The 17477-nt window shown below is 39.7% G+C and carries 18 protein-coding genes; 12 read left to right on the forward strand and 6 right to left on the reverse strand.

Annotation, left to right across the window (positions count from 1 at the left end):
* The first annotated feature begins 9 nt into the window (after positions 1 to 9).
* From HMPREF9425_RS10200 to radC, 3 genes are all read left to right on the forward strand, one after another.
* Positions 10 to 489, forward strand: a complete 480-nt coding sequence (locus HMPREF9425_RS10200) for a hypothetical protein (RefSeq protein ID WP_003096574.1) — start codon at positions 10 to 12, stop codon at positions 487 to 489.
* A 20-nt stretch (positions 490 to 509) separates the two neighbouring features.
* Complete coding sequence (locus tag HMPREF9425_RS02715) at positions 510 to 1493, forward strand: DUF2142 domain-containing protein (RefSeq protein ID WP_248687992.1); 984 nt, start codon at positions 510 to 512, stop codon at positions 1491 to 1493.
* A gap of 172 nt (positions 1494 to 1665) precedes the next feature.
* Complete coding sequence (radC, locus tag HMPREF9425_RS02720; protein WP_003096578.1) at positions 1666 to 2352, forward strand: RadC family protein; 687 nt, start codon at positions 1666 to 1668, stop codon at positions 2350 to 2352.
* 57 nt (positions 2353 to 2409) lie between these two features.
* On the opposite strand, the gene HMPREF9425_RS02725 is transcribed toward radC, so the two are convergent.
* The 6 genes from HMPREF9425_RS02725 to HMPREF9425_RS02750 all read right to left on the reverse strand — a co-directional run bounded on the left by HMPREF9425_RS02725 (position 2410) and on the right by HMPREF9425_RS02750 (position 7275).
* Positions 2410 to 3105 (reverse strand): gamma-glutamyl-gamma-aminobutyrate hydrolase family protein, encoded by a 696-nt coding sequence (locus tag HMPREF9425_RS02725; protein ID WP_003096580.1) that lies wholly within the window; start codon positions 3103 to 3105, stop codon positions 2410 to 2412.
* Positions 3098 to 3757, reverse strand: a complete 660-nt coding sequence (locus HMPREF9425_RS02730) for a redox-sensing transcriptional repressor Rex (protein WP_003094902.1) — start codon at positions 3755 to 3757, stop codon at positions 3098 to 3100. The genes HMPREF9425_RS02725 and HMPREF9425_RS02730 overlap by 8 nt, the downstream gene beginning before the upstream one ends.
* A gap of 142 nt (positions 3758 to 3899) precedes the next feature.
* A complete protein-coding gene (locus tag HMPREF9425_RS02735; RefSeq protein ID WP_003093257.1) occupies positions 3900 to 4247 on the reverse strand; it encodes a DUF1831 domain-containing protein in 348 nt (115 codons plus the stop codon).
* 1 nt (position 4248) lies between these two features.
* Positions 4249 to 5361, reverse strand: a complete 1113-nt coding sequence (locus tag HMPREF9425_RS02740; RefSeq protein ID WP_003093705.1) for a cysteine desulfurase family protein — start codon at positions 5359 to 5361, stop codon at positions 4249 to 4251.
* A gap of 3 nt (positions 5362 to 5364) precedes the next feature.
* Positions 5365 to 6336: a ribose-phosphate diphosphokinase gene (locus HMPREF9425_RS02745; protein WP_003094061.1), complete on the reverse strand. Its 972-nt coding sequence runs from the start codon at positions 6334 to 6336 to the stop codon at positions 5365 to 5367.
* Between the two features lie 363 nt (positions 6337 to 6699).
* Positions 6700 to 7275 carry a CYTH domain-containing protein gene (locus HMPREF9425_RS02750; protein ID WP_003094309.1) on the reverse strand — a complete coding sequence of 192 codons (576 nt, stop codon included), beginning with the start codon at positions 7273 to 7275 and terminating at the stop codon, positions 6700 to 6702.
* A gap of 95 nt (positions 7276 to 7370) precedes the next feature.
* Between HMPREF9425_RS02750 and yjbM the strand changes: the two genes are divergently transcribed.
* From yjbM to HMPREF9425_RS02795, 9 genes are all read left to right on the forward strand, one after another.
* A complete protein-coding gene (gene yjbM, locus HMPREF9425_RS02755; RefSeq protein WP_003096583.1) occupies positions 7371 to 8042 on the forward strand; it encodes a GTP diphosphokinase in 672 nt (223 codons plus the stop codon).
* Positions 8017 to 8853 carry an NAD kinase gene (locus tag HMPREF9425_RS02760; RefSeq protein WP_003094740.1) on the forward strand — a complete coding sequence of 279 codons (837 nt, stop codon included), beginning with the start codon at positions 8017 to 8019 and terminating at the stop codon, positions 8851 to 8853. Before yjbM ends, HMPREF9425_RS02760 begins: the two co-directional genes overlap by 26 nt.
* Positions 8850 to 9746: an RluA family pseudouridine synthase gene (locus tag HMPREF9425_RS02765; protein ID WP_003096585.1), complete on the forward strand. Its 897-nt coding sequence runs from the start codon at positions 8850 to 8852 to the stop codon at positions 9744 to 9746. The genes HMPREF9425_RS02760 and HMPREF9425_RS02765 overlap by 4 nt, the downstream gene beginning before the upstream one ends.
* A gap of 13 nt (positions 9747 to 9759) precedes the next feature.
* The gene (gene pta / locus HMPREF9425_RS02770; protein ID WP_003096587.1) at positions 9760 to 10743 is read left to right on the forward strand and encodes a phosphate acetyltransferase; all 984 of its coding nucleotides are present in this window, start codon (positions 9760 to 9762) and stop codon (positions 10741 to 10743) included.
* A gap of 232 nt (positions 10744 to 10975) precedes the next feature.
* Entirely contained in the window at positions 10976 to 12946 is a 1971-nt protein-coding gene (locus HMPREF9425_RS02775) for a peptide ABC transporter substrate-binding protein (protein WP_003096589.1), read from the forward strand.
* A 60-nt stretch (positions 12947 to 13006) separates the two neighbouring features.
* Positions 13007 to 14500 (forward strand): ABC transporter permease, encoded by a 1494-nt coding sequence (locus HMPREF9425_RS02780; protein ID WP_003096591.1) that lies wholly within the window; start codon positions 13007 to 13009, stop codon positions 14498 to 14500.
* Positions 14500 to 15426: an oligopeptide ABC transporter permease OppC gene (oppC, locus tag HMPREF9425_RS02785; protein WP_003094850.1), complete on the forward strand. Its 927-nt coding sequence runs from the start codon at positions 14500 to 14502 to the stop codon at positions 15424 to 15426. Before HMPREF9425_RS02780 ends, oppC begins: the two co-directional genes overlap by 1 nt.
* A gap of 9 nt (positions 15427 to 15435) precedes the next feature.
* A complete protein-coding gene (locus HMPREF9425_RS02790) occupies positions 15436 to 16521 on the forward strand; it encodes an ABC transporter ATP-binding protein (RefSeq protein ID WP_003096593.1) in 1086 nt (361 codons plus the stop codon).
* Positions 16514 to 17443, forward strand: a complete 930-nt coding sequence (locus HMPREF9425_RS02795) for an ATP-binding cassette domain-containing protein (protein ID WP_003096596.1) — start codon at positions 16514 to 16516, stop codon at positions 17441 to 17443. The genes HMPREF9425_RS02790 and HMPREF9425_RS02795 overlap by 8 nt, the downstream gene beginning before the upstream one ends.
* Positions 17444 to 17477 lie beyond the last annotated feature (34 nt).

The following is a 17477-nucleotide window of genomic DNA, read 5'->3' on the forward strand; positions in this document are numbered from 1 at the left end:
GTATGTATTGTGAAAATTATAAATAAGACAAAAATAGTTAATATTATTATTTCGGTATTTCTGATTTTATTTTCGAAGGTGTTCTTAGCTAGTTTATTTGACCTCACTATCAATACCAATGTTTATCTTTTAATTCTGGGTGTAATAATGTATTTTATTATATTCAATCCAACTGATAAACAAAAATTACCGATAAATGCCTTCTTTTTGATTATTATATTTGGAACAATTATTTCTGTTGTAAAACCAGTTCAGTACGGTTTAGACGAGGAGTCACATTTACCAAATGTAATCAGTGTTTCGGATAGTCCAATTTTCAAATATTCTAAAGAAAAACTAGCAGATTATGATTCGGTATTTGCATATGATTCTCTTAGGAATCCTGCTAAAAAAGATAAGAATTATTGGTTAAATGTTGAACATAAAAAAGTAAAATTAGTGGGGTTAAGACTGGATTCGACAATCCTGCATTTATTCCTAGTTCAATAGGATGGAATATTGGTAGGATTATTTCAAATAAAGTGTACATCTCCTACTTTTTAGGAAGAATATTTGAGGTGATAGCATTTGCTTTAATAGTATTTTTTGCTTTGAAAATAAGTAAGGCTTATAAAGAAGTCATCTATTTGTTTTCTACTTTTCCGGCAGTATTGTATATCATAGCGGGTTATCATTATGACTATCTATATTTTGGTGCGAGCATGTTTGGACTTGCTTTACTAACAAATGTTCTTAGTGGAAACCATAAAATTGATAGAAGGTATGCAATTGCTTTTCAATGTTCAACCTTGCTTTTTTCATTTTCAAAATTTCCGTTCATACTAATTGGCAGTCTATTCTCCGTTTTACCTAATAAATACTACGAAAAGAAATCGGTGAGAATTTTAAGTTTAATTTTGTTCTTTTTGAATTTATTAGTCTCATTTATTTATGTTGGAATAATTAAGTTGTTTCCTTCTAAAGGTGCCCTTTCAGGAAATGGACCAGGAATTTCCTATTTTATAACCCATCCTTTGCCTTTAATTAGAACTTTATTCCAAGCACCGTATGGTATTATTAATGACTTTGTTTCTGAGCCATTAAAATACGTCAAAGAACCATCCGCATTTTTAATTGCTATTTCAACAATAATATTCTTTTTACTCTTATTTATTGTTGTAATGAGAAATAAGATTGAACTTCCAAAATTCTTTAAATATTTTAGCCTTATTTTGCTTATAGCAATTGCTTCTCTGATAGTGATTGCCATATCTGGAGATCCTAGAGTATACCATAAAGGAGATATTATTGTTGGTGGCGTTCAAGGCCGTTATTATTATTTTATTCTTATGTTCATGCCGCTTTATTGTGGCTCTTGGTTTAGAAAATTATTCGGTATTGCTGAAACTATTATGAGTGAAAACTCAAATTTTGAAAGTACTTTACAATATATATTAGTGTATCTAAATATCCTAACTATAAGTATCGGTATATATACTCAGTTACAGACATAGTTTATCTTTGTTTGAGCTATAATTGAAGCTCTCCCAATACAGATAGAAGCAAGTCAATAAATCAGAAAATCTTTTTTTCTTTTGTTGATTCAGAGTTTGGCCATAGAATAAATCCTCAGCTGTGTAACTTCCCCCTCCCACTTACGAATAGGTAAGTAGGAGGTTTTTTCTTATGTATAGTATTGTATCTGAGGAGGCGGGGCTTTTGCCTCGTGAGCGACTCTTACAGAAGGGGGCAGAGGTTTTATCGGACCAGGAGTTGTTGGCGATAGTGCTGCGAACAGGGACCAAGTCTGAGTCGGTCTTATCTATGGCCAATCGTATTTTAACAGGGATGACGAGTTTGGCGGATTTGTCTCGTTTGTCCCTGAATGAGCTACAGGAAATTCCTGGTATTGGGCGTGTGAAGTCTATTGAGCTGAAGGCTATGGTGGAGTTGGCTAAGCGGATTGAGAAGGCTGAGTTGGCTCGTTCCGAGCAGATTATGTCCAGTCAACAGGTGGCGCGTCGTATGATGTTGGATATTGGCGACAAGCCTCAGGAGCATCTGGTGGCTATCTATTTGGATACGCAGAATCGTATTATTCAGCAGAAGACAGTCTTTATTGGTGGTGTTCGCCGTTCGATTGCCGAGCCACGTGAGATTTTACATTATGCTTGTCATCTGATGGCGACGTCCTTGATAGTGGTTCACAATCATCCTTCGGGTGAGGCCTATCCGAGCCGAAATGATATTGATTTTACGCAAAAAATTAAGCGGTCTTGCGATGATTTGGGAATTTGTCTGCTTGATCATATTATTGTTGGAAAATCAACATATTATTCCTTTCGTGAGGAGAGGGAGGATTTTGAGCTTTAAGTAGAGTCTATAAGTTAAAGACACAAGAAAAGCAACTGAGTGTAGTATCAGTTGCTTTTAAAGTTCGTTTACAACGTATTCAAAGAGTTTGAGGTCTTCTTCACGCTTGTGTAGGAGAAGTTCTGGATGCCACTGAACACCAAGGAAACGAAGGTCTGGGGTGTTTGATTCAACAGCTTCGACAGTATTATCCTCAGGGTCGCGCGCAATAACACGGAGGTCAGAGGCCAAGTGCTTAATACTCTGATGGTGGAAAGAGTTGATAGAGGTTTCTAGGCCGTAAATCTCTGCTAACTTACTGTTTTCGTCAATAATCATTTCGTGGTAAAGGTAATCGGAAGGCTTATCCTGCCAGTGCCTTTCAATATCTTGATGGAGACTGCCACCAAGGGCAACATTCATGAGTTGTGTTCCACGACAGATTGAAAAGATTGGTTTCTTTTGTTTGGTAGCTTCTTCAATCAGTGCCATCTCAAAGAGGTCTCGCTCAAGGAAGAAGTCATTTTCACTGGCATGATTTTCTTCGTTGTAGAATTTAGGGTCAACGTTTTGACCGCCGATGAGGATAAGCTTGTCAATCATGGAGATATAGTTTTTAGCCTCCGAAGGATCAGATACTGGTAGAAGGATTGCTAGACCACCAGCTTTTTGAACTCCTTCTACAAAACCAGATGGGGCATAAGACCAGTTGATATCTTCATGGGCTGGATTAGGTCTTACATTGGCTGTGATACCTATAATTGGTTTAGTCATTGTTTCTCCTTGCTTTTTCTTCTTCTTTCATGAAATAGAGTAGGGTTTGTAGCTCACTAGTCAGGTCTACGTATTGGAGAACCACGTGGCGTGGAAGATTGAGGTTGACTGGGGAGAAGCATAGGATGCCTTCGATTCCAGCATCAACCAAAAGCTCAGCCACCTCCTGTGCCTTGACTGATGGCACTGTCAGGATCGCTGTTTTTATATCTTCCTGGGCAATCTTGTCCTTGATTTGAGAGATACCATAGATAGGAATATTGTCTTCAGTCTGGCTTCCTACCAGTTCGTTATCGTCTGTATCAAAAGCCATAACCAGCTGCATGCGGTTACGTTCTTGAAAACGGTAGTGAAGAAGAGCACGTCCGATATTTCCTACTCCTACAAGGACTACCTTAGTTGTCGCATTATCATTAAGGAGTTCTGCGAAAAATGTCATCAGCTTACTAACGTCATAACCAAAACCACGACGACCTAACTCACCAAAATAGGAGAAGTCACGACGCACTGTGGCAGGATCAATTCCAATTGCTTCAGCAATTTGTTTGGAACTTGCTTTGTCGATATTTTCACGATGGAATCGTTTGAAAATTCGATAATAGAGAGAGAGACGTTTAGCAGTAGCGTTTGGAATGTTTTTCTCAAATGTCATTGATCGCATTTCCTTTCTTCAATTAGTATGATTCTCTTATATTTTAAGAAAAGTTTGTGAAAATTGCAACAAAATAGTGTAGATGAGGCGATATAAAAAACCTATCACATGGATAGGCTATTTCTATGTAGTAAGAAAAAATTTAGACTTCTTCTTGCTCAAAAACTTGACGGTCAACCAAACTCTGCATCAAGAAGTAGAATTTTTCTTGCAAGATGTGATGATCTTCATTTTTAAAGATATTAACGTTACGAAGGCCAGATTTGTCTGTGATTGACAATTTGAAACCTGTCAAATCTTTGTTAATAGTGATCTTTAGTGGGAAACCTTCACCTGAGTTAGGCACTTTTTCGAGTAGACGGTGTAACTCGTAGTTACCGATTTTATTTTGTACAAAAGTTGTATCACGAAGGGTGAATTTTTTGACATTAGGGCTGATGGTGTAACGGTATTTACAGTTAGTCAAATGAATGCTTTTTTCAAATGCCATGTTAGTCTCCTATGATTTGATTAAGTTTTTCTGCTAGGGCTTGGAGTTCTTCAGCGGTATTTTCTTCTGATAAACTAATGCGGATGGCTGTTTTTAACTTGTCAGAATCCTTACCATAGAGGGCCTGGATGACGTGGCTAGGGTCAACAGTTCCAGCAGTACAAGCAGAACCCGTTGAAACAGCAAAGTCAGCTAGGTCTAACAAGGTTAAGAGAGGGCCATTTTCCTTACCAGGAAAACTGATGTTGATGACGTGAGGTAGGCTAGATCCTCCATCATTAATTTCATAAGGAACGGTAAGGGTATCTAGAAAGACCTGACGAATCTTTTCAACATGCTGGTAATTGTCTTGGTAGTGGTCACTAGCATGCTTGTAAGCTGCGGTCATACCTGCAATACCGACCAGATTTTCAGTGCTGGCACGACGTTTTTCCTCTTGTTCACCACCATGGAGTAGGTTGTCAAAATGCAAATCGTTATGATAGAGCAGGCCGACACCTTTAGGTCCATGGAATTTATGGGCACTGATTGAGAGAAAATCGGCGCCAAGTTCTTCTGGGTGAATTGGAAGTTTTCCTGCAACCTGAACAGCATCCACGTGGAAAGCAGCCTGGTGATTGGCGAGTAGGTCACCAATTTCCTTGATAGGAAGCAATTGGCCGGTCTCGTTATTGGCATACATGACAGAAACTAGAATAGTATCGTCACGTAGGACATCAGCAATTTGTTGAGCAGTAATGACTTGATTTTCTGGTTGAATATAGGTTACTTCAAAACCAAAACGCTCTTCCAAGTAGGCCATGGTGTGAAGGACAGAGTGGTGTTCAATAGCAGTTGTAATCAGGTGCTTACCCTTAGCTTGATTGGCTAGGGCATAACCTTTGATAGCTGTATTGTTTCCTTCAGTCCCACCAGAGGTGAAAATGAGTTTTCGAGCAGGAACTTGAAATTGCTTGGCCATTTCTTCACGAGCCTCACGGAGTTCCTTAGAAGCCTTACGGCCATAAGCATGTAGGCTGGATGGATTTCCAAAAGTTTCAGTCATGACATGTGTCATCGCTGAGATAGCAGCAGTATTCAAAGAAGTTGTTGCTGCATTGTCCAAATAAACCATAAATTAGTCCTCGTTGGCAGTATATGCAAAGAGTGGGCTAAGTGGTTGACGTTCAAAGATACGAGTAATAGCGTTAGCGATCAGCTCACTTGCTGAAAGGTATTTAACGTTTGTAGGCACTTTTTCTTTAGTCGCAACTGAATCTGTTACCAAGATTTCTTTAATTGGAGTAGCGTTGAGGACTTCGGCAGCACCTCCTGCAAAGAGACCGTGACTAGCAACTGCATAGATGTCTTTAACGCCACCACGTTCAAGGATTTTAGTAGCTTCAGCAAATGTTTTACCAGTATTGAGGATATCATCAACCAAGATTGCTGTTTTTCCTTCAACCTCACCAATGATGTAGCCTTCTTCACGTTCTGAATCATCTTGGGCGTAGTCAATGATAGCGATTGGTGCATCAAGGTATTCCGCCAAGCTACGAGCACGTTTAACACCTGAGTTTTTAGGGCTAACAACGACAACATCACTTCCTGTGAATCCTTTTTCGTTGTAGTATTCAGCAAACAAAGGCATTGTGAAGAGGTTATCTACTGGGATGTCGAAGAAACCTTGAACTTGGACAGCGTGAAGATCAAGTGTCAAGACACGATTGACACCAGCTTTAACCAGCATATTGGCAATCAATTTAGCAGTGATTGGTTCACGTGAAGCAGCGATACGGTCTTGACGTGCATAACCAAAGTAAGGCATCACTACGTTGACAGAGTTAGCACTGGCACGTTTGCAGGCATCAATCATGATGAGCAATTCCCAAAGGTGGTCGTTAACAGGGTTGCTTGTAGATTGGATGATATAAATATCGTCCCCACGAACAGACTCTTCAATATTGATCATGATTTCACCGTCAGAAAATTGACGTGAAGATACTTTGCCAAGTGGCAATCCGGTAGCCTTAGCAATTTTTTCAGCAATTTCTGGGTTTGAGCTGAGCGAGAACAACTTCAATTGTGGGTTTGCTTTTTGATGTACCATGACGATGGTGACTCCTTTAAAAAAATAAGATGCGAAGCCCAATTAGGGCTATTGTAATAAAACTACAGATGGTTCTATTTTAGCAAAAAAAAGTAGAAATTTCAGCCTTCAGAAAGCGATATTGATGAAAATTGACGGACCATAAATCGCTGAATCGTTTTTGTATGCGTTTTTAGACAGATGAGAGCGATTGTGGAAGTTGCCACAAGTACCAAATTGTCTTTATATATAAAAAAGACAAGGGTTAATCCTTGTCTTAAAATGAAGTAAATGGTTTTTATAGACGTTTTTCACGGTGGAAAGTTCGCCTCAGAACGTATCAAAAATGACTAGCGGAATTTCTATAAACTCACATTTCACCAACTAGTCTTTATCTCGCTTTAGGGTGGCTACAAAGCGTGCAACCTTACTCTTGGCATACTTAAAGTCAATATTATTTTCCTTAAGAAAGGCATCAAAGTCGTCTTTACCTTTCTTGGCATCTGAAACTTCCAACTCTAGCTCATAGTCTTTCTTATCAGCATAGACATTGACATCAAGTGCCATGAGACCAATATTGGTCTGATATTCACGTCGGGTTGTGGTTAAATGTCCGAGGATGGTTAGGTCTTCTAACTTAACACCACGTTCCAGAAGAATGGACTTGATTTGGCAATCAGGGAAGTTAAGAGACTTGGTCATAGCCTTAGCATCTGCACAGTCCATGGTGACGTTGTATTCCATATTTCCGACCTTTTCAGGAATTTTCAAAGTCAGCTCACCATGAGTGGGAAGGGTTCTGATACGCAAAGACAACTTTTTATTCCTCATGTCACTTTGGGGTGTATCAATGTAGTAATTGGTTTGCGTAACAGGTGTTACATGGGAGAAAAGCACTGCTAAACGATTATACTCGTCTTTGGTGAGCAGAGTCTTGTACTCTATCTCTAAATGGTTCATGTGTGTCCTCCCTTGTTCTTTTAAATGTGGTATAATGTAACAGATTGTATTTATTTTATAAAAAACTAAAGCTTTTGACAAGGAGGAGTCCTATCTTGACCATGGATTGGGAAGAATTTCTAGACCCCTACATTCAGGCCGTAGGTGAGCTCAAAATTAAGCTTCGAGGTATTCGTAAACAATTTCGTAAGCAAAATCGTCACTCGCCCATTGAGTTTGTGACGGGACGTGTAAAGTCAGTGGCTTCCATTGAAGAGAAGATTGCCCTACGTGGACTGTCTGTTGAAAATTTAGCAAAGGATATGCAAGATATTGCAGGACTCCGAATAATGGTTCAATTTGTTGATGATGTGGACGAGGTTTTGGGTCTTCTGCGTCACCGTAGTGATATGACCATAGTCTCAGAGCGTGATTATATTAGGAACCGTAAACACTCGGGTTACCGCTCTTACCATGTTATCGTGTCTTATCCTGTTGATACCATTGATGGTCGCAAGGAAATCCTTGCCGAGATTCAAATTAGGACTTTGGCCATGAACTTTTGGGCCACCATTGAACATTCCCTTAATTATAAGTATCAGGGAAATTTTCCAGAGGAGATTAAACTTCGCTTGGAAACTACGGCACGCATAGCCTATCAACTTGATGAAGAGATGCGTAAGATACGTGATGATATTCGAGATGCTCAGTTGCTCTTTGATCCAATCAACAGAACTTTGAAAGATAGTGTAGGAAATAGTGATGACACAGATGAAGACCTTTTCTGATAAGATGAAGGTAGCTATTATTGCTAATGGCAAACCCCAAAGCAGGCGTGTTGCCTCAAAACTTTTTAATACCTTTCGAGATGATCCCGATTTTTATTTGACTAAGAAAAATCCTGATGTGATTATCTCTATTGGTGGCGATGGCATGTTGCTATCGTCTTTCCACATGTATGAAAAAGAGCTCTCTCGTGTCCGTTTTGTAGGGATTCACACGGGGCATTTAGGTTTTTATACAGATTACTTGGATAGTGAAGTGGATCAATTAATTGAAACCCTGCGTAAGGATAATGGAGATAAGATTTCCTACCCTCTTTTAAATGTCACATTAACCTTGGCTGATGGGCGTTCTTTCACGTCTATTGCCCTCAATGAAGCAGCAATTAAGCGTAACGAGAAGACTATGGCGGCAGATGTTTGTCTTAATGATGTACTGTTTGAGAGCTTCCGTGGAGATGGGTTATCTGTATCGACACCTACGGGGTCAACCGCCTACAATAAATCTTTGGGTGGTGCGGTACTTCATCCCACTATTGAAGCCTTGCAGCTGACAGAAATTGCTAGTCTTAATAATCGTGTTTACCGTACCTTAGGTAGTCCACTTATCGTGCCAAAACATGAGAAGATTACTATCTATCCTACTCGAATGGGGAGCTACACTCTGTCGGTTGATAATAAGACCTATACCAACCGTAATGTGAAAAAGGTAGAATTTTCGATTGACCAACGTAAGATTTCTTTTGTTGCTAGTGCTAGTCACACAAGTTTTTGGGAACGGGTCCGTGAATCCTTTATTGGAGACATGGAAGAATGAGATATGAATTTACTGTAGGACGTTCATGTCGAGTTAAAACCTTTTTGAAGGAGCACGATATTTCAAAAGGACTTCTAGCCAAAATTAAGTTTGAGGGTGGTCATATCTGGGTCAATGGTGAGGAGCAGTTTGCGACTTATCCTGTCCATGAGGGAGACGTGGTTGCCATAGAAATTCCTGATGAGGCGCCGCATGAAACATTGAAGCCAATTCCTTTTAACTTGGATATAGTCTATGAGGATGATAACTTCTTGGTGATTAATAAACCCTATGGCTATGCTAGTATTCCAAGTGTTAACCATGATAATACCATGGCTAACTTTGTCAAATATCACTTTGTCAGCAATAATTATCCTAACCAGCGTGTCCATATCGTGACACGTTTGGATAAGGACACATCTGGTCTCATGCTGTTTGCCAAGCATGGTTACGCCCATGCTCGTATGGATAAACAGTTACAACAGAAGTCTATTAAGAAACATTATTATGCCTTGGTTGAAGGTGATACCAAACTTGAGCAGCAGGGTGAAATCATTGCACCGATTGCGCGTGATGTGGATTCCATTATCACACGTCGAGTCCATAAATCGGGAAAATATGCTCACACTAGTTATCGTTTGGTAGGTGATTATGGTAGGGTTAAACTGGTTGATATCAATCTTCATACCGGACGTACGCACCAGATTCGTGTGCACTTTGCCCACTTAGGTTTGCCTCTTTTGGGAGACGACCTTTATGGCGGGTCCCTAGACTACGGTATTAAGCGTCAAGCCTTGCATTGTCATCGCCTTGCATTTATAGATCCTTTCACCAAAAAAGAGATGGTCCATGCATCTTCCTTGACAGATGATTTTGAAACCGTTATCATGAACTTACAAACTAAAAAAGATTGATTGAGGATTTTTTATGCGTAGTCTATTTGGTGAACTTCGTGAAGGTATTTCAGGGAAAGGAGTTAAGATTGTCTTCCCTGAGGGTAACGATGACCGTGTGGTTCGTGCTGCTGCCCGTTTGAAATTTGAAGGATTGGTGGATCCTATTATTTTGGGAGACCCAGTTGAGGTTCACAAAATCTTGAACGATCTTGGCTTTGCAGACTTTAACTATACGATTATTAATCCTGAAACCTATGAAGGTTTTGAGGAAATGAAGGAAATATTTCTTGAAATTCGTAAGGGAAAAGCAACAGTCGAAGATGCAGAGAAATTGCTTCGTGATGTGAACTATTTCGGTGTTATGCTAGTTAAACTTGGTTTTGCTGATGGAATGGTTTCAGGTGCCATTCACTCAACAGCGGATACGGTACGTCCTGCTCTTCAAATTATCAAAACAAAACCTGGTATTTCTCGTACATCAGGTGTCTTCCTTATGAACCGTGAAGATACCAATCATCGTTTGATGTTTGCCGACTGTGCTATCAATATTGAACCAAATTCTCAAGAATTAGCAGAAATTGCAATTAATACTGCAGAAACAGCTAAAGTTTTTGGTATTGATCCTAAAGTGGCCATGCTTAGCTTCTCAACAAAAGGTTCTGCTAAATCACCAAAAGTTGACAGGGTTGTTCAAGCAACAAATATTGCTAAAGAAATGCGTCCTGACTTGGCTATTGATGGTGAGTTGCAGTTCGATGCAGCATTTGTTCCAGCAACAGCAGCTATTAAGGCTCCAGATAGTGACGTAGCAGGACATGCTAATGTCTTTGTATTCCCTGGTTTGCAGGCTGGAAATATCGGCTATAAGATTGCTCAACGTTTGGGAATGTTTGAGGCTATCGGACCAATCTTACAAGGTCTTAATAAACCAGTAAACGATCTTTCTCGTGGTGCGAGTGCTGAAGATATTTACAACTTAGCTATTATCACAGCTGCTCAAGCTCTTAATAATTAAAAGCAATAATAAAAGAAAGTCTGGCTAAGTGTCTGGGCTTTTTTATGCAACTTTTGTGATTAAAAATTAATCAACATAAACTAAAGAAAACCCTTTATTGATAAGGAATTTCAGTAGTTTTCGTGTTTACAGATATTATCGAATTGTATAAAAGATTCTAATAATAACTGTTCTTTTTGATTATTTATGCTATAATGAAGCTGTAAAAAATTTTATATTTTGGAGAAATCTTATGAAAAAAAGTAAATGGTTAGCCTTAGCAGGCGCTGCCGTCCTTAGTGTTGGTATTTTGGCGGCTTGTTCATCTAAGTCTAGTACTAGTGGTACTACTTATGGTTACGTTTACAGTTCAGATCCTGAAACTTTGGATTATATTACCTCAAATACAGGACCTACAACAACCGCTGTGACAAATGGTGTTGATGGTCTTATGGAAACAGATAAATATGGTAATCTTGTACCTTCAGTGGCTGAAGATTGGTCTGTCTCTCAAGATGGTCTAACCTACACTTATAAAATCCGTAAAGGGGTTAAATGGTATACCTCTGATGGTGAAGAGTACGCTGATGTTACAGCCAAGGACTTTGTAACTGGTCTTAAGCATGCGGCAGACTCAAAAGCTGGTGCTCTCTATTTGGTTCAAGATTCTATTGCTGGTTTGTCCGACTACCTTTCAGGTGCCAATAAAGATTTCTCAAAGGTTGGTGTTAAGGCAATTGATGACCATACCTTGCAATATACACTTAAACGACCAGAGCCATACTGGAACTCTAAGACAACTTATGGTTTGCTTTTCCCAGTCAATGCAGACTTCCTTAAGACTAAAGGAAAAGATTTCGGTAAGTCAACAGACCCAACCTCTATCCTATACAATGGTCCATTCCTTCTCAAATCTTTGACAGCTAAATCATCAATCGAGTTGACTAAGAACGAAAACTACTGGGATAAGAAGAACGTTCACTTTGATGCTATCAAATTGACCTATGATGATGGTTCTGATCCAGAATCTTTGGAACGTAGTTTCACTGATGGTGCTTATAGTATTGCTCGTGTCTACCCAATGAGCTCTAACTATGCATCTGTCGAAAAGAAATATAAAGATAATATCTTCTATACTGCAGCAGGTGCGTCAACATCAGCCATGAGTGTCAATATTGACCGTCAAAGTTACAAATACACTGCTAAAAAGACTGATGCTGAAAAGACTTCAACGAAAAAAGCTCTTTTGAATAAAGACTTCCGTCAATCAATTAACTTTGCTATTGACCGTACGGTATATCAATCACAAGTCAACGGTAAGGATGGAGCAGCTAAAGCTATTCGAAATCTCTTTGTTCCTTCTGACTTCGTTAGTGCAGGAGATAAGACCTTTGGAGATCTTGTTACTGAAAAGATGAGTTCATATGGTGATGAGTGGTCAGGCGTCAACTTTGCTGATGGTCAAGATGGTCTCTACAATGCAGAAAAAGCCAAAACTGAGTTTAGTAAGGCTAAAGAAGCTCTCCAAGGAGAAGGTGTTCAATTCCCAATCCACTTGGACCTTCCAGTTGACCAAAGTTCTAAACTTAATGTTTCTCAAGCGCAATCTTTGAAACAAACCATTGAAAAATCATTGGGAAGTGACAATGTGGTGATTGATATCAACCAATTGTCATCTGATGATATGCAAAATGCAACCCTTAATGCGCCAAATGCGGCTGCAGAAGATTGGGATATTTCAAATGGTGTTGTTTGGAGTCCAGACTATCAAGACCCATCAACTTATCTTAATATCTTTAAGACAACATCAAATGAAAACACTAAGACCTTCATGGGATATGATAACCCAAATAATGCGGCAGCAGCCCAAGTAGGACTTAAAGATTATGATGCCTTGCTTGACTCAGCAGATTCTGAAACAACAGATCTCAATGTACGTTATGATCGTTATGCTCAAGCTCAAGCTTGGTTAGAAGATAGTTCACTTGTCATTCCTTTGACGGTTGGTAACGGTGCAGCTCCAGTTGTCTCACGTTTGACACCATTTACAGGTTCATATACTCAAGTGGGTGATAAGAGTTCAGGTGACTACTTCAAATATGTTAAACCACAAGAAAAAGTAGTTACTAAGAAAGAATATGAACAAAGTCGTGAAAAATGGCTTAAAGAAAAGAAAGCATCTAACGAAAAAGCTCAAAAAGATCTTGAGAAACACGTTAAATAAAAGGACGATGGAACTTTCTCATTTGATTGGGAAAGTTCTTTTGGAATTAAAGGAAGAGACATGAAAAAATACATTTTATTGAGAACCCTCCGTTCTCTATTGTCAATATTTGTCGTGACGGCCTTGACCTACACGATTATCTATACCATGGTGCCGAGGCGTCTGATTTTCAGACAGGACCCTAACTACAATAAGATTGCAAAAACAGCTGATTCTAAGGCAAACTATGAAAATACAATCTTTGAACGTATGGGTTACATTGATTACTATGACACCAAGGAGTTGCAGGAGAAAGCCAGCACACTTGATAAGTTGGTAACAACTAAGCCAACAAAAGCCAATAAAGCTATCTACCAAAAATATGTGGATAGTTTGGGACATGGCTGGCGTTTGCATCAGTTTAAGCAAAGTAAGCAGTTCTATGCGACACGTGATGTACCAGTGCTTGAACGTGTGTTTGAATTCTACACGCACCTCTTTGAATTTGACAATACTGGATGGGTTAAAGATAAAACGAATCCAAACTTGAAGCGTTACATCCGTATTGAAAATGATCCAGCTATTGGTTGGTCAGTTGTTGGTTCAGGGACTAAGCACAAATATTTGCTTTACTTTAACAGTCAGTTCCCATTTGTTCACCAAAACTTTGTGAAGATGAATCTTGGAACTTCATACCCAACTTATGCTGAGCAAGGTGTTCTTGATGTTATTACTCAAGGCCAAGGGCAAACACAAAGCTCTGAGGTTAACTTCCCTACTGGTAAGAAAATATCTTCAGTAGATATCTATTCTCGTACTTATAAATCACCTAGTCAGGCTGACGCTAGAGATCGTTCTTACTATGGTGATGATCCGTACACAGCTACCAAGAGTCGCTATCAATACCCATCAATGGTGACAAGCTCTGCCATTGCAGGTTTGATTGGTTTGGTCTTGTCTTATGCTTTGGCAATTCCATTGGGATCATACATGGCACGCTTTAAAAACACACTCTTTGATAGTGTGTCAACAGGTGTCTTGACTTTCTTGCTTTCACTACCAACCATCGCCTTGGTTTATATCATTCGTTTGATTGGTTCTGAGATTGGTCTTCCAGATTCCTTCCCTATCTTGGGTGCAGGTGACTGGCGTTCATACGTCTTGCCATCTGTTATTCTCGGTCTCTTGTCAACACCAGGTCTTGCTATTTGGATTCGTCGTTACATGATCGATTTGCAATCACAAGACTTCGTTCGTTTTGCACGTGCCAAAGGGTTATCAGAACAAGAAATTTCGAACAGGCACATTTTCAAGAATTCTATGGTTTCCTTGGTTTCAGGAATTCCAGCATCTATTGTTGGGGTTATCACAGGGGCTACCTTGACAGAAACAATCTTCGCCTACCCTGGTATGGGTAAAATGTTGATCGATTCTGTTCGTGCTTCTAATAATGCTATGGTTGTTGGTCTGGTATTTATTTTCACAGCCCTCACCATCTTCTCATTGCTTGTGGGTGATATCCTTATGACTATTATTGACCCACGTATCAAATTGACATCTAAAGGAGGTAAGTAATGGCTTCAATTGATAAAAGTAAGTTCCAATTTGTAAAGCGCGATGATTTTGCCTCTGAAACAATTGATGCACCGGCTTACTCATACTGGAAATCAGTGATGCGTCAATTTTTTAAAAAGAAATCAACAGTTGTCATGTTAGGTATCTTGATTGCCATTGTTTTGATGAGTTTCATCTACCCAATGTTTTCTAAATTTGACTTCAATGATGTCTCAAAAGTAAATGATTTCAGTTTGCGTTATGTACATCCAAACGCTCAATACTGGTTCGGTACTGACAGTAATGGTAAGTCTCTATTTGACAGTGTTTGGTTCGGAGCTCGTAATTCTATCCTTATTGCTGTTATCGCTACCTTCCTTAATGTTATAATTGGTTTGATTGTTGGTGCTGTTTGGGGGATTTCTAAGACCTTCGATATGATTATGATGGAAATCTACAACATCATCTCAAATATTCCTGACCTCCTTGTGGTTATCGTCTTGACTTACTCATTGGGTTCTGGTTTCTGGAATATGATCTTTGCCATGACTGTTACAGGATGGATTGGTATTGCCTATACTATCCGTATTCAAATCATGCGTTACCGTGATTTGGAGTATAACTTGGCTTCTCGTACTTTGGGAACACCAACTGCTAAGATTGTGGTTAAAAATATCATGCCACAACTTGTGTCAGTTATCGTAACCATGGCTAGTCAACTTTTGCCAGGATTTATCTCTTATGAGGCCTTTCTTTCATACTTTGGTTTGGGACTTCCCGTTACTACGCCTAGTCTTGGTCGTTTGATTTCAGACTATGCACAGAACGTTACAGTCAATGCTTATCTCTTCTGGATTCCATTGACTACCTTGATCCTCGTTTCCCTTGCCCTCTTTATTGTCGGTCAAAACTTGGCGGATGCCAGCGACCCACGTACGCATAGATAGGAGTCCAATATGACAGAAAATAAAAATGTAATATTATCGGCTCGCGATATCGTCGTGGAGTTTGACGTTCGTGACCGTGTTTTGACAGCTATTCGAGGAGTGTCCCTTGATTTGGTTGAAGGTGAAGTTTTAGCCTTGGTTGGTGAGTCTGGTTCAGGTAAATCAGTATTGACTAAGACTTTCACAGGGATGCTTGAAGAAAATGGTCGTGTAGCTAGCGGTTCTATTGATTATCGTGGCCAAGATTTGACCAAGCTTAAGAGTCACCAAGATTGGGCACCTATTCGTGGAGCTAAGATTGCGACTATCTTCCAAGATCCTATGACCAGTCTTGACCCAATTAAGACTATTGGTAGCCAAATTGTTGAAGTCATTGTCAAACACCAAGGAAAATCAGTCAAAGAAGCTAAAAAAATGGCTATTGATTACATGGATAAGGTTGGTATTCCTGATGCTGAAAAACGTTTCAACGAATATCCTTTCCAATACTCTGGTGGGATGCGTCAACGTATCGTCATCGCCATTGCCTTGGCTTGCCGTCCTGATGTCCTTATCTGTGACGAGCCAACAACTGCCCTTGATGTGACCATTCAAGCTCAAATTATTGACCTCTTGAAATCTCTCAAAGAGGAGTACGGTTTCTCAGTGATTTTCATTACCCATGACCTTGGTGTGGTAGCAAGTATTGCTGACAAGGTTGCTGTTATGTATGCTGGTGAAATCATTGAGTACGCAACTGTTGAGGAAATTTTCTATGAGCCTTGTCACCCATACACGTGGAGCTTGCTTTCAAGCTTACCACAGTTGGCTGACGATAAGGGTGAGCTTTTCTCAATTCCAGGGACACCACCATCACTTTATACACCGGTTGTTGGAGATGCCTTTGCCTTGCGTTCAGACTATGCTATGCAAATTGACTTTGAGGAAAAAGCACCACAATTCCAAGTTTCAGATACTCACTGGGCTAAGACCTGGCTCTTACATGAGGATGCACCAAAAGTTGAAAAACCTGCGGTTATCCAAAATCTACATGAAAAAATCCGTGCTAATATGGGATTTGCACATTTAGGAGATGAGGAGGAAGGCGATGCCTAAGAAGTTAGTTGAGGTAAAAGATGTGGAGATTTCCTTCGGTGAAGGAAGCAAGAAATTCGTTGCTGTCCACAATGCTAATTTTTTCATCAACAAGGGTGAAACCTTTTCCCTCGTTGGTGAGTCTGGTAGTGGTAAAACCACAATCGGTCGTGCCATTATTGGTTTAAATGATACAAGTAATGGTGAGATTATTTTTGACGGTAAGAAAATCAATGGACACTTATCTAACTCTGAGAAAAACGACCTTATCCGTCGTATCCAGATGATTTTCCAAGACCCTGCGGCTAGTTTGAATGAACGTGCAACAGTTGATTATATCTTGTCTGAGGGTTTGCATAACTTCCATCTCTATAAAGATGAGGAAGATCGTAAAGCTAAAATCAAGGAAATCATCAAAGAAGTGGGACTTCTTGAGGAGCACTTGACACGTTACCCTCACGAATTTTCTGGGGGACAACGTCAACGTATCGGGATTGCGCGTTCCTTGGTCATGCAGCCTGACTTGGTTATCGCTGACGAACCAATCTCAGCCCTTGACGTGTCAGTCCGTGCCCAAGTCCTGAACTTGCTTAAGAAATTCCAAAAAGAGTTGGGATTGACCTATCTCTTTATCGCTCACGACTTATCAGTGGTCCGTTTCATTTCTGACCGTATCGCTGTTATCTATAAGGGGACAATTGTGGAAGTTGCTGAGACAGAAGAACTCTACAACAATCCTATCCACCCTTACACCAAGTCACTCTTGTCTGCTGTTCCTATTCCAGATCCAATCTTGGAACGTAAGAAGGTCTTGAAGGTTTATGATCCAAACCAACACGACTATTCGGTTGATAAACCAGAAATGGTGGAAGTACGTCCAGGTCACTTCGTTTGGGGTAACAAGAAAGAAATTGAGACTTATCGTAAAGAACAAAGTAAGTAAGTCTTTTCAATGCAAAAAAAATCGTGTTCCAAAA

Source organism: Streptococcus vestibularis ATCC 49124 (assembly GCF_000188295.1).
GTDB lineage: Bacteria > Bacillota > Bacilli > Lactobacillales > Streptococcaceae > Streptococcus > Streptococcus vestibularis.

Excerpts from the sequence above, each read along its gene's own strand:
- HMPREF9425_RS02750 (WP_003094309.1), bottom strand. The coding sequence starts at position 7,275 with ATGAACCATTTAGAGATAGAGTACAAGACTCTGCTCACCAAAGACGAG.
- HMPREF9425_RS02775 (WP_003096589.1), top strand. The coding sequence starts at position 10,976 with ATGAAAAAAAGTAAATGGTTAGCCTTAGCAGGCGCTGCCGTCCTTAGT.
- HMPREF9425_RS02760 (WP_003094740.1), top strand. The coding sequence starts at position 8,017 with ATGACACAGATGAAGACCTTTTCTGATAAGATGAAGGTAGCTATTATT.
- pta (WP_003096587.1), top strand. The coding sequence starts at position 9,760 with ATGCGTAGTCTATTTGGTGAACTTCGTGAAGGTATTTCAGGGAAAGGA.
- HMPREF9425_RS02740 (WP_003093705.1), bottom strand. The coding sequence starts at position 5,361 with ATGGTTTATTTGGACAATGCAGCAACAACTTCTTTGAATACTGCTGCT.
- HMPREF9425_RS02745 (WP_003094061.1), bottom strand. The coding sequence starts at position 6,336 with ATGGTACATCAAAAAGCAAACCCACAATTGAAGTTGTTCTCGCTCAGC.
- HMPREF9425_RS02725 (WP_003096580.1), bottom strand. The coding sequence starts at position 3,105 with ATGACTAAACCAATTATAGGTATCACAGCCAATGTAAGACCTAATCCA.
- radC (WP_003096578.1), top strand. The coding sequence starts at position 1,666 with ATGTATAGTATTGTATCTGAGGAGGCGGGGCTTTTGCCTCGTGAGCGA.
- HMPREF9425_RS02790 (WP_003096593.1), top strand. The coding sequence starts at position 15,436 with ATGACAGAAAATAAAAATGTAATATTATCGGCTCGCGATATCGTCGTG.
- HMPREF9425_RS02735 (WP_003093257.1), bottom strand. The coding sequence starts at position 4,247 with ATGGCATTTGAAAAAAGCATTCATTTGACTAACTGTAAATACCGTTAC.
- HMPREF9425_RS02765 (WP_003096585.1), top strand. The coding sequence starts at position 8,850 with ATGAGATATGAATTTACTGTAGGACGTTCATGTCGAGTTAAAACCTTT.
- HMPREF9425_RS02730 (WP_003094902.1), bottom strand. The coding sequence starts at position 3,757 with ATGACATTTGAGAAAAACATTCCAAACGCTACTGCTAAACGTCTCTCT.
- HMPREF9425_RS02795 (WP_003096596.1), top strand. The coding sequence starts at position 16,514 with ATGCCTAAGAAGTTAGTTGAGGTAAAAGATGTGGAGATTTCCTTCGGT.
- oppC (WP_003094850.1), top strand. The coding sequence starts at position 14,500 with ATGGCTTCAATTGATAAAAGTAAGTTCCAATTTGTAAAGCGCGATGAT.
- HMPREF9425_RS02780 (WP_003096591.1), top strand. The coding sequence starts at position 13,007 with ATGAAAAAATACATTTTATTGAGAACCCTCCGTTCTCTATTGTCAATA.